The 11,885-nt window shown below is 60.6% G+C and carries 11 protein-coding genes and 1 pseudogene; 6 read left to right on the top strand and 6 right to left on the bottom strand.

Translation table 11 applies throughout. The features are described from left to right. Positions 1–5 precede the first annotated feature (5 nt). The 5 genes and pseudogenes from D8U73_RS02955 to D8U73_RS29390 all read left to right on the top strand — a co-directional run. On the top strand, positions 6–1,334 hold the full coding sequence (locus tag D8U73_RS02955; protein ID WP_056853771.1) for an FAD-dependent oxidoreductase: 1,329 nt from the start codon (positions 6–8) through the stop codon (positions 1,332–1,334). Next, complete coding sequence (locus D8U73_RS02950) at positions 1,331–1,702, top strand: ethanolamine utilization protein EutQ (protein ID WP_056853770.1); 372 nt, start codon at positions 1,331–1,333, stop codon at positions 1,700–1,702. The genes D8U73_RS02955 and D8U73_RS02950 overlap by 4 nt, the downstream gene beginning before the upstream one ends. A gap of 27 nt (positions 1,703–1,729) precedes the next feature. Then, positions 1,730–2,977: an MFS transporter gene (locus tag D8U73_RS02945; protein WP_177435505.1), complete on the top strand. Its 1,248-nt coding sequence runs from the start codon at positions 1,730–1,732 to the stop codon at positions 2,975–2,977. A gap of 225 nt (positions 2,978–3,202) precedes the next feature. Further along, on the top strand, positions 3,203–4,876 hold the full coding sequence (locus D8U73_RS02940) for a BCCT family transporter (protein WP_056853769.1): 1,674 nt from the start codon (positions 3,203–3,205) through the stop codon (positions 4,874–4,876). Between the two features lie 102 nt (positions 4,877–4,978). Continuing rightward, positions 4,979–5,086: pseudogene (locus D8U73_RS29390) on the top strand (G/U mismatch-specific DNA glycosylase); the annotation flags it as partial. Here the strand turns inward: D8U73_RS29390 and D8U73_RS02930 are convergent. The 6 genes from D8U73_RS02930 to D8U73_RS02900 form a co-directional block, all read right to left on the bottom strand. Continuing rightward, complete coding sequence (locus tag D8U73_RS02930) at positions 5,080–5,601, bottom strand: hypothetical protein (RefSeq protein ID WP_056853768.1); 522 nt, start codon at positions 5,599–5,601, stop codon at positions 5,080–5,082. The pseudogene D8U73_RS29390 and the gene D8U73_RS02930 sit on opposite strands and share 7 nt — an antisense overlap. A gap of 153 nt (positions 5,602–5,754) precedes the next feature. Next, entirely contained in the window at positions 5,755–6,276 is a 522-nt protein-coding gene (locus D8U73_RS02925) for a methylamine dehydrogenase light chain (RefSeq protein ID WP_056853767.1), read from the bottom strand. Positions 6,277–6,295: 19 nt separating this feature from the next. Beyond that, the gene (gene mauD / locus D8U73_RS02920; RefSeq protein ID WP_056853766.1) at positions 6,296–6,922 is read right to left on the bottom strand and encodes a methylamine dehydrogenase accessory protein MauD; all 627 of its coding nucleotides are present in this window, start codon (positions 6,920–6,922) and stop codon (positions 6,296–6,298) included. Positions 6,923–6,927: 5 nt separating this feature from the next. Further along, complete coding sequence (locus D8U73_RS02915) at positions 6,928–7,467, bottom strand: MauE/DoxX family redox-associated membrane protein (protein ID WP_130903700.1); 540 nt, start codon at positions 7,465–7,467, stop codon at positions 6,928–6,930. A 13-nt stretch (positions 7,468–7,480) separates the two neighbouring features. Next, positions 7,481–8,632 (bottom strand): amine dehydrogenase large subunit, encoded by a 1,152-nt coding sequence (locus D8U73_RS02910; protein ID WP_130903699.1) that lies wholly within the window; start codon positions 8,630–8,632, stop codon positions 7,481–7,483. A gap of 287 nt (positions 8,633–8,919) precedes the next feature. After that, a complete protein-coding gene (locus tag D8U73_RS02900; RefSeq protein ID WP_056853763.1) occupies positions 8,920–10,395 on the bottom strand; it encodes an ATP-binding protein in 1,476 nt (491 codons plus the stop codon). A 322-nt stretch (positions 10,396–10,717) separates the two neighbouring features. Here D8U73_RS02900 and D8U73_RS02895 point away from each other — a divergent pair, with 322 nt between their 5' ends. Then, complete coding sequence (locus D8U73_RS02895) at positions 10,718–11,881, top strand: acyl-CoA dehydrogenase family protein (protein WP_130903697.1); 1,164 nt, start codon at positions 10,718–10,720, stop codon at positions 11,879–11,881. Positions 11,882–11,885: the final 4 nt, after the last annotated feature.

The raw sequence follows: 11,885 nt of genomic DNA, 5'->3' as shown, positions 1-11,885 counted from the left end.
GAACCATGAAAAACATCATCAACCTGCCATTCGATGACACGAGCTGCGGCTGGTATTCAGCATTGCCCGAGCAACCGGCGTGCAAGCGTCTGTCGGGCGAACAGCGTGCGGATTACGCGGTGATTGGCGCGGGCTTCGCCGGCCTTGCCGCCGCCCGTCGCTTGGCCGAACATCATCCCCAGGCGCGTATTCTGCTGGTGGATGCGCAACGGGTCGCCCAGGGTGCCTCGGGGCGCAACTCCGGTTTTGTCATCGACCTGCCGCACAAGTTTGCCCTGGAGCATCCGGACCCTGCGCACAAACAGCGTTTGCTGTCGCTCAACCGCGCCGCTATTTCACAGTTGCAAGGCCTGGTGCAAAACCATGGCATCGATTGCCAATGGTCCCATGCAGGCAAGTATCAGGGCGCCGTCGGTGCACGTGGCCTGGCTTATCTCGATCACTTCGAACGCCTGATGAGTGACCTTGGAGAGCCGTTCCGCAGGGCCGATTCCGCCGAACTGGCAAAGGTCCTGGGCACTGGCCATTACAGTGGCGCCATCTACACGCCCGGCTGCTATCTGATGCAACCGGCGGCGCTGGTGACGGGGCTGGCTCGCTCGTTGCCGGGCAATGTCGAGCTGCTCGAAGAGTCGCCCATCCAGCGTCTGGAACGTGACGGCCGTGGCGGCTGGATTCTGCACGGCACGGCGGGGCTGATTCGCACGCCGCAATTGCTCCTGGGCACCAGCATCTTCACCCAGGAGTTCGGTTATCTGCGCAATCGTCTGCTGCCGGTGATGACCTTCGCCAGCTGGACCCGACCGCTGAGCGATGCAGAGCTGGCCATTTATGGCGGCCAGCTGGACTGGGGGCTGACCCCGGCCGATCACGCCGGCACGACGGTGCGCATGACCCAGGATCGTCGGTTGATCATCCGCAACACCTACAAGCACGTGCCCAAGTACGGTCGCAGCACCAGTGATGGCATGCGTTCGAAAGTGCGGGATGCGCACCGCAAGGCATTCCTGGCGCGCTTCCCGCAGCTGGCCGACGTGCCGTTCAGCCATACCTGGGGTGGCGTCTATGCGATCTCGCGCAACTTCACCAACTTCTTCGGTGAGCTGGAGCCGGGTGTTCATGCGTCAGCCTGCGACAACGGTGTCGGTGCCGCGTGGGGCACCATCTCCGGAACGATGCTCGCCGATCTCGCGGTGGGTGCCGACTCGGCACAGTTGAACGATATTCGGGCGGTGACCGGCATGCCGTCGCTCAACCCGCCAGAACCATTCCTTGGCCTGGGCGTTCGCTCGCGCATTCATCTGGCGGCCTGGAACAGCCGGAGCGAGCTATGAGCCAATTGGCCAAAGGCAAAGGTCCGGTGCTGCGCATCGACCATTACGACCTGGACTTCACCTTCCGTGGTGGTCCGCCCGGCGCCGCTTATGTGGCGCGGGCCATCAGCAACGAAGTCTCGCCGAACATCGGCGTGGGCTTCGCCCGCTGGGAAGGCGCGCAGGTCGCCTGGACGGTGCTCTACGACGAAGTGATTTTCGTCATCGAGGGTTGCTTCGAATTGCGCGTCGGCGACGAGCTGTTTCAAGTCACGCCCGGGCAATTGCTATGGATACCCGAAGGCACCGAACTGGTGTACGGCGGGCATGCCTTGTTCGGGTATGTGGTGCATCCCGGCAACTGGAAGCAACTTCACGGCTTGGCTTGAGTTGTAAATTATCCGGGGACCGGCACGGTGATAAGACTGACAAAAACTTTCGGTGCGCTGTATCTGGCCAGCTTGCTGATGCAGTTGGGATCGACCTTGCTGATGACCTATCTGGCGCTGCGCCTGAATGCCTTGGGGGCGAGCGAAACCGCAGGTGGTGCGTTGATGGCCGCCAATGCCTTGGGCATGGTGTTGGGCGGCTGGGTCGGACGCAGCTTGATCGCACAGGTCGGGCATATTCGAACCTATGCGGCGTGCGCCGGGCTGATTGCAGCGGCGGTATTGGCCCATGAGTTCAGCACGTCCCTGGCGTTCTGGCTGGTGCTGCGCGGGTTGGTCGGGCTGGCCATGATGTGCCAATTGATGGTGCTGGAAAGCTGGCTCAACGATCAGGCGCGCACCGAGCAGCGCGGCAGTGTGCTGGCGCTGTACATGGTCGCCAGTTACGTCGGGATGATGCTCGGCCAACTGGCCTTGAGTCTCGACGAGGGGCTGGGCATCCGCGCTCTGCTGGGTGTGGCGATGGTATTTGCGCTGTGCTCGGTGCCGGTGGCACTTACTCGCAGTGCACATCCCACGGCGGTGCCCGCTGCCTCGATCGACCTGCGGGTGTTCGTGCGGCGTATTCCGCAGTCTCTGATGACGATTCTGGTGTCCGGCATGATCAACGGCAGCTTCTACGGGCTGGCCGCGATCTATGCGAGCAAACAGGGACTGGAAACGGCGCAGGTTGGCCAGTTCATGGCGTTGACCATCGGCGCGGGCTTGCTGGCTCAGTTGCCTTTGGGCTGGCTCTCGGATCGATTGTCCCGTGCGAGTCTGATTCGCGCGGTGGCAGTTTTGCTGGTGCTCGTCTGCCTGCCGCTGGGTTTCAATCAAGCGCCTTCGTTCGTGACACTGCTGTGGTTCGGTTCGGCGATCGGCTTTTTGCAATTCTGCCTGTATCCGCTCGGTGTAGCGTTGGCCAACGACAACATGGAACCGCAGTTGCGCGTTTCACTGTCGGGCATGCTGTTGATCACCTTTGGCGTCGGCGCCTGTTTCGGACCGCTGATTGCAGGTGTGTTGATGGAATGCTTCGGCACTTCAAGTTTTTACTTTTTCTATGCCGGCAGTGCCGCGCTGCTCGCACTGTGCGTGGGCCAGGCGAAAGTCACGGGCAAGCACCTGCAACAGGACGCGCCGCTTCAACACCCATCGACACCCAACGGCATTGCCAGCTCTAACCTGGTGTCTTTGGCTGACCCCGTAAGTGAGTGCACGGATCGGCGCTGAATGGAGGAAGGAGGAGCGGTTTTATTGATGCGTTTTTCTCATGAGTCGGTGACTAAAAATGGTTTGAACGAAGGTCAGGTTTCAATCATCTTGGCGATGCTGCCAAAACCGAGTTAGACCGGATTAAATCTGCAGATAAACAGCGTGCTGACGTCAGATATCAGGCGATAGCTATGTTGCGGAATACTCTCTAAAACCCTTAAACAAAAACAAAAGGGGAAAACAATGCGTGCGCAATCAGGCATGTTAAAAGGCTTGAACCCGAATGTGACCGTCGCTTCGATATTGGCGGTGATTTCGTTTGTTCTATTTTGTGCATTCAAGGATGAGCAGGCTGCCAAAGCCTTCGAAATGGCTTCGATATTTATCCTGCATAACTTCAAGTGGTATTACCTCGCCTTGATCAGTGGCGTACTCGGTTTGCTGCTGTACATCTCCGTCAGCCGTTTCGGCAATCTCAAACTGGGCGCTGAACACGACCGGCCCGAGTTCAGTTTCGCGTCATGGATCGCCATGCTGTTCAGTGCGGGAATGGGCATCGGTTTGATCTTCTGGTCCGTCGCCGAACCCATGCTGCATTACGCCGACAACCCGTTTTCCAAGGGTTTGACGGACGAGTCGGCCACCCTGGCGATGCGCATCACGCTGTTCCACTGGGGCCTGCACCCATGGGCGATCTTCTCCATGATCGGCTTGAGCCTGGCGTATTTCGCCTACCGTAAAGGTTTGCCGCTGGCGCTTCGTTCGCTGCTGTATCCGCTGATTGGCGACCGCATCTACGGATGGATCGGTCATGTGGTCGATATCATGGGCGTCGTTATTACGGCCTTCGGTGTTTCTCAATCACTCGGCCTGGGCGTTGTACAGATCAATACCGGTCTGCATCAGGTATTCGGTATTCCGGTAAGTGTTGGTTTGCAGTTATCCATTATTCTGTTTGTGAGTATTGTTGCGTGCATTTCGCTACTGGCCGGTTTGTCCAAAGGCATGAAGCGAATCTCTACACTTAATATGTACTTGTCATTCATTTTGATGCTGGCAGTACTTGCCATTGGTCCGACCCGTTACATTCTCAACTTGATGTTTGAATCCACCGGCGACTATGTACAGAACATTGTTGGCCTGAGTTTCTGGATGGACACGCAGAAAGACAGCGAATGGCAAAACTGGTGGACGGCGTTCTACTGGCCGTGGTGGATGACCTGGGGGCCGTTTGTCGGTCTGTTCATTGCGCGAATTTCCAAAGGCCGGACCATTCGTGAACTGGTGATCGGCGCCCTGGTGGTGCCGACCATGGTGACCATTTTGTGGATGTCGGTGTTCGGTGGCGCTGCGCTGAAAAACGAACAACAGGATCGCCAGGCTTATCAGGCATCCGTTGCCAGCCAGGTGGTGGGTCAGGAACAACCGAAGTTCGAAGGCGGCACAGTGCTGCTCGCGACCAAGAAAGAAACCACGGCGGCGATGTTCACGCTGGTCCAGTCACTGGATGGCCCTACTGTTGGCGCCGTTCTGTCGATACTGGTGTGCGTGTTGCTGGGTGTGCACTTCGTCACCACGGCCGATGCCGGAACCCAAGTGTTGTGCACCTTGTGTGCCTTGGGCAGCACCAACCCGCCGAACTGGATCAGGTTGCTCTGGTGCATTCTGGAAGGGGCGATTGCTGCGGGCCTGCTGCTGGCGGGTGGGCTGAAAGCGATTCAGATGGCGAGTATCGCCGCCGGTTTACCGATTGCGATGTTGCTGCTGGTGATGTCGTACACGCTGATTCACAGCCTGCGTAAGGAAATGCCGAGCGTGCCGGCGTGGACGCCAGCGGTGGATCGCGTTCCAGGCCAGGCGGTTGATCAGGCCGAGCGTCGCGACGCACCGTCGAGTGTACCGTTGACTGCCGCGTAAACCTGCTGGATCGCAGCTGCCGAAAAAACCGAAACCGTCTGCTCAGGCTGACGGTTTCGGTTTTTGTCTCCTGTCGAAAAGCGCGATTCATGCGCAAGGATTTTGTGGGTCTTGCCCAATCCCGGCGGGCGAAACCTGGCGTTCAGCCTTGGGCAATTGGTCGAGGCGTACCGACAACTGAGGCAGGTTGCGTTCGAGCCGATTCAGTAATTCATCCCGTCATCAATCGCGATGCCTTGCGCGCGCATGGCCTTGATCAGTTCACCACGGGTGCCAGGCAGGTTGAGCATGGTCTTGGCCCGCAAAGTCGCGACTTCTTCGGCGCTGTACGGCTGGTAATCCTTCGGCACGCTGTTACCGGCCATACCGTCTTCGCGCATCAGCCAGTTGAGCAAGTCGGCCAATTGCGCGTTGTTCAACGCCGATTGCGACATGCCTGGCACACGCACGAGGAATTCGCGGCCACCGGGGACTTTCAGGAAGTTGCCGACAAAGCCCTTCATCCGTGGTGTGTCATTGGCGGCGGAACCGCTGCCGTCGCCCAGATGGCAGCCGGCGCATTGCAATTGATAGTTCACGCCGACGCTGTAATTGGCTTCGGCGATGGGTTTTTGCAGTTCTTCGTTGCCCGGGGCGTGGCGCTGGTTGGGATTGGGAATGGCCCGGGCATGGACGAGCGGGGTGGTCATGAGGCAGGCCAGGCTAAGGATGAGCAACTTACGCATGACATCTTCCCTACAGGAGAAAACCGAACCTGTAGGCGCCAGGCTTGCCGGCGAAGGCGTCCATGAGAACGCCTTCGCCGGCAAGCCTGGCGCCTACGAAAAAACACACGCAAAGAATGCCGGTTGCACGGGCAATCGGCGGAAATTGCGTGCTTAAACGGCGACGCCGCGAATGATCGAAACGGTGCAGTGATAGATGTGCGATTTAGCGGCCAGGCACCAGTTCACGTCGTTGTTGTTGAACGGGCGGTAGGCCGGTTCCTCACTGTCGTTACGGGTGCAGGCGCACTGGGCGCAGCTTTGCTTACCGCAGCAGTCGTTGTACGAAATGATGTAGTCCTTGCCATCGGCCGGGTTGCGGCAGGTGCCGATCCAGGTTACTTGCGAGGCTTCGGTGCCCGGTGGGCAGGACGTCACCGAACCACCGCAGCAGCTGCACAGGAAGCCGTCGATGGAGCAGTAGCGCCAGTAGTCGCAGCTGTTCGGGTCACCAGGGTCGCCGGCTTTCGGGTCAGTGGCGGCCAGCGCCTTGCTGGTGCGATCCAGTGGCAACAGCAGGGGCAGGGCGGCACCGGCCACCATCAGCGAGCCCATGCGCGCCAGCAATTTGCGGCGTGAGGTGGTGTCGGCAACACGGCGCGTCGAGCGCTCGAACAACAGATCCAGCAGTTTCATGAAGGTCTCCCTGCCTTAATCAGTGGCTATGGCCGTGGCTGTGGTCATGCGCGTGGTCGTGGGGCTGAGCATTGAGGTACTGCTGCAGCGTCGCGTGTTTCAAGTGTTCAACCTCGAACAGGCTGTCCAGGTGCTCGCGGGAATTGACCAGGCCCTTGGCGCGCAGGGTGCCGGACTGGTCGATCAGCGCGGCGTATGGCAGCTTGCCGATCTGATAGGTCATGCCCACTTCCGGACCGACCACGTAGGTGGCGTCTTCCAGTTTGTGCTCGCGGATCAGTGCTTGCTGGGCGTCCATGTCGCCGTCGCTGACGAACACCACGTCGAGGGTGCCGGCCTTTTCCCTGGCGATGGATTTGATCGCCGGCAGCAAGGATTTGCAGATCGGGCAGGTCGGCGAGAGGAAGAACAGCAGTTGTGATTTTTCCCCGGCGTAGCCGAAGTTCACCGGGCGACCCTTACGGTCAGCGGCGGTGATTTGCGGTGCGGCTTCGTTGACGGCCACGCCTTTGTCGACCATCAGCGCGCCGGCCGGGGCGAGACGACCATGCAGCACACCGATCTGACGGACCAGGCCCATGACGACAAACGCCACGGCCACCAGCAACACCCAGAGCAGAACGTTGGAAACTATCAAGCCTTCCATTTTGATTACCTACCAATCAATTTGAGCAGAAGAGGGGAGTTCGCCAGCAGGCCATCGGCCGCGGCGTAGATGAGCAGCGCGACAGCGGCGGCGGCCACGGTCACGAAGCCATCGAACACAGTCATGTCGCGCACCACCGGCGCCACGCTGGCCAGCAGCGCCAGCGCCACCAGCACGCTGTTGCGCAGCAGCAGGACCGGACGCAACGGTTGCGCCTGGTCTGGCCCGGCACAACCGCAGTCGATGTCGCGGCGGCCGCGCCACAGGTTGATGCCGATAGCGGCGGCGTACAGCGCCAGCAGGCTGGCCGCACCGAACGCCGCCCAGCCCCGGCTGAACGGGACCAGCAGCGCGAAAGCGATGGCCAGTTCCAGCAGCGGAATCAACCGTGCGCTCGGGCGCACCAGTGCCGCCGGCAGCAATTGATAGTCCGCCAGCTGCTTGGCGAAGCGCGCCGGTGCCCGCAGCTTGTGGGTCGCTGCACTGGCCAGCAGCGCCGAAATGGCGAGTGCGCTGGCAATGATGAAGATCGGATCTGATTGCATGGCCGAACCTCGTTCAGTAGCTCATGACCTGAGTCGCGGTCTTCGCGACTTTTGCCATGCTGCCGGTGTGCTTGTTGGTTTTGAGATCGAAAATCTGCAAGCCACCTTCAACGTCGGTGCCCAGCAATAGCGGCTTGTCGTCACCGGTTGCCTGCATGCTCCACACCGGTGCCGGGGCTTCCAGGGTGGCGATTTTCTTCAGGGTCTTGAGGTCATAGGCCCAGATGAAAGTGCTCGGGTCTTCCCACTTCATCGGTTCGTGAGCGTCGTGCATCAGCACGTACAAGCGGTTTAGTTTCGGCGCGACAGCCATCAGCTGCCAGCCACCCGGTGCCCAGCCGGCTTTCTTTTCCTCGTCGGTGGTCAGCGACCAGCTCGGCAGGATTTTCGGCGTGTCACCGGAGAAGTCCACGGCGCGCACGGTGCCAGTCGTGGTGGTGAAGTAGTAGGTGTCACCGACGTTGACCGCACGCTCCACCAGTTTCTCGGCATTCGGATCGAAGAATGGCGTGCGGTTGCGCGCTGTTTCCTGGCCCTGGTCGTTGATCGTCACCACTTGCAGGCTGCCGTCGCCGCACAGTGAGGCGAAGCGGCGTTTGCCGACCGGGTAGTTGAGCACGCAACCAGGGATTGCGATTTCGGTCGCGACGGCCTTGGTCTGGGTGTCGACCACTGTCACCGAGGTCGACGGGGTGAAGTTGTAGACGTAGACAAAACGGTCATCGCCGCTGGTCTTCAGGCCGTAGCGCTGGGTCAGCGACTCGGCGCGCTTGTTCGGAATCAGCACTTCCCAGGCCGGCGACAGGGTCGAGCTGTCCCAAGCGGTCAACACGTCGGTGCGGGTGCCACGGGTGCCACGGGAGTACCAGATGTCGGCGCTGTAGATCAGCTTGCCGTCATGGCTCAGGGTCGAAGGCGCGGCGAATCCGGTTGGCACCATGCCCAGCACGCGTTTCTGATCCGGGTCGACCACGGTGACACGGCCGGCGACAAAGCTTTCGAACTCGACATCGACGACAAACGCGCGGTGCGGTTCAGCGGGGAACGCCAAGGTGGTCTGGCCGATGCCGGTGTCGGCGGGCAGGTCCGCACGGGCACTGTTCAAACCGAGTACAAGCAGGCTCAGGCCTAGCGCTGACTGTACGGAGATCCTGTTTGTTCGCATAAGGGGAACTTCCTGAATTGTTGGTAACGCGGATCGCGGGTGAGTGGGCAGATTCTGACAACTCAATAGTGCCTCGCCCGCCAACCCCGGGAATTGCCCTGCCTGCCAAGTGTTTGTGTATCTGTGCCAGTGTCACAGTGGCGAGGGAGCTTGCTCCCGCTGGGCTGCGAAGCAGCCCCCGAATGGGTGCAGGCGATGGAAGGTTTTACGATTGCTGGGCAATCGAACGGGAGCGAGCTCCCTCGCCACAGGATTTATGATCGTTCCCAGGCGGAGCGTGGGAACGATCATGTGGCGAGGGGGAGGGAGAAGGTAAACACGGCGCCGCAGGGTTCCAGGTTCTGCGCCCAGATATCGCCACGATGACGACCGATGATGTTCTTGCACAGCGCCAGGCCGATGCCGTTGCCGCTGACCTTGGACGAGAAAAAGCCATCGAACAGCTTCTCCTGCGCCTGGGCCTGGATGCCGCGTCCACAGTCCTCGATACGCACCAGCGCCACGCCGTTGTCGCTACTGGCATGGATGCGCAACAACCGCCGTTCGATGGGTAGATCGGCCATTTCTTCAATGGCGTTGAAGGCCAGGTTGAGGATCACCTGGCCGATCAGCACTTTTTCGCAGCTCACCCGCAGCGGCTCGGGGGAGGTCACGACGTCGACCCGGACCAGACTCGGATCGGCGCGCAAACTGATGAAGTAGCGGGTTTCGCGCAGCAGCTCATTGAGGTCGACCAGCTCTTCGGACTGCTCAAGCTTGACCACGTAATCGCGCACGCTCTTGATGATCACCGAGGCGTGCTCGATCTGCCGCACGGCATTCTGCAAACCCCAGGCAACGCCCTCGTCGGTGTCGCCCGTATTGCCCAGGCGAATCACTGTGCCTTCAATGAAATTGCGGGTCGCCGCCAGCGGTTGGCTCAATTCGTGGGCGATGGCCACGGCCATTTCACCCATGGCGTTGTAACGCGCCAGGTATTCGAGTTTCTGTTCGCTGACCCGCCGCGCCTCTTCGGCTTGCACCTGCTCGGTGACATCGCGGAACAGCAGCAGATGGCCGACCAGGTCGTCCTCGATCTCGATGTAGCGGCAGGTTGCGTCATGCCAGCGCCACTCGCCGTCACGCCGCTGAACTTTGTAATGCACGCTGAACGGCGCGTGTTCCGGCGTTTCGTTGGCGAGTTGTTGCAACAGTCGCTGACGTGAAGCGTCGTCGCACCAGGCCAGAAAATTCTTGCTCATCAGTTGGCGCACTTCGCTGGCGAGCAAGTGTGCGCCGGAGTCGCTGATGAAACGGATATCGCCCTGCGGGCCGAGCACCGCCACACCTTCGGCCAAGTCCTGCATGAACGCCTTGAGTCGACTTTCAAAGCGCTTGAGGTCGCGTTTGACCTTGTCTTCTTTGGAGATATCGCGGAACTGAACCATCAATACATCGCGGCCATCCAGGTGCACCAGCGTCGCGACGGCCTCGGACAGAATCTCCACCCCTTGCTTGGAGCGATAGCACCACTCGATGGCGCGTTGACCGGTGCGCGCAGCGCCTTCGAGCCAACGCAAACCTACCGAGCGCCGGTATTTCGGCGCGTCGCGGGTCATGTCCGGGGCTTTGAGGGGTGTCAGCTCCTCCAGGGTAAAGCCCAGCGCCGCCAGGGCAGCGGCGTTGGCCCAGAGGATTTCCTTGGTGTGCGCATCGTGAAGAATGATGCACAGCGGCATGGCTTCGATCAGCGCATGGAAGTCGTTCGGTTTTGGCAAATACATCGCAAAGCCCTTGGCGGCAGAGGGTTCCGACGGTGGAGCCGGAAGTATGGCGTTTTATACCCGCTCGCGCATGGGGATGCGCTCAGAGGTAAGGGGTGTCGGCCTAGGGGTTTTCTTTAGTCCGGGGGCTGCACGCACCAATAGTTGCGCCGCAGTGCGGTTTTTACACTGGACCGCAATGCAAGGGGCTCCACGCCGACCTCTGTAGGAGCAAGGCTTGCCCGCGATAGCGTTCTCAAGTGTGCCAACGCGGGCAAGCCTTGCTCCTACAGAAAGCGGTGCGGTGCAGCCCTACTAACAATAATCAAAACGGAGAATGCCCATGCTGCGTTCAGCGGTTGCGCAACAAGACGCATCAATCGGCGTTGACGAGAATGTCGTCGACAGCCAGGCCTTTGCGCGGGTGCTGGATGAAGTGCGCCAGCGTCGCGAAGAATTCGATGCGGTCTCTCATGTGCCACGGGACATGATCGAGCGTTTCAAGCAAGTGGGCATCTACCGTGCCGCCACGCCGAAATGCTTCGGCGGCGACGCCCTGGCACCGGCCCTGTTCCTGCAAATGATCGAGCGTATCTCCGAAGCCGACGGCTCCGCTGGCTGGGTGGCCAGTTTTGGCAGCGCCGGCGTGTACCTGGCGGCGTTGCCGAAGCAAACCCTGGCTGAACTCTACGCCGACAGCCCTGACCTGGTGTTCGCCGGCGGCCTGTTTCCATTGCAACCGGCCGAAGCAGTAGAGGGTGGTTACCAGGTCAATGGCACCTGGAAGTTCGCCAGCGGCTGCAAAGGCGCGGACCTGCTCGGTGTCGGCATCGGCGCGGCGGGCGGCAAGCCACGCACCGCGGTGTTTCGCCCGGAACAAGTAGAGATCGTTGAAAACTGGGACGTGGTCGGCCTCAAAGGCACCGGCAGCCATGACCTGCGTGTGAGCGACAAGCGCGTCGACGAGCGCTGGACCTTCATCCGTGGCGGTGCGGCGACCATCGACGAACCGTTGTTCCGCTACCCGTCGATTGCCTATGCCGCGCAAGTACTGGCGGTGGTCAACCTTGGCCTGGCCCGCGCTGCTCTCGATGAGATCAGCCGCATGGCGGGTGGCAGTGGTATCACCGGCGCACCGAAACTGTCAGACCGCGCATATGTGCGCATCGAGATTGCCAAGGCCGAGGCCAAGCTCAGCGCTGCACGCGGCTTCTTCTACAACGCCACCGAACAGGTATGGAACTCGATTCTCGCTGGCAACCCGGTCACGCCGGAGCAGACCAGCCTGTTGCGATTGTCCGCGATTCACGTGTCCCAGGCCGGTGCCGAAGTGGTGCAAAGCGCCTACAGCCTGGCCGGGACCACCGCCATTTACCTGCGCCACCCGTTGCAACGCTACCTGCGCGATTCGATGGTGGTGACCCAGCACGCCTTCCTCAGCGAAGGGCTGTACGACGGCGCCGGCTCGGTGTTCCTCGGCGTGCCGCCGTTCCCGGGCTACGTCTGAATTT

It is taken from the genome of Pseudomonas sp. Sample_22, assembly GCF_004307635.1.
GTDB lineage: Bacteria > Pseudomonadota > Gammaproteobacteria > Pseudomonadales > Pseudomonadaceae > Aquipseudomonas.
This window is presented reverse-complemented; position numbering and strand designations above follow the sequence as displayed.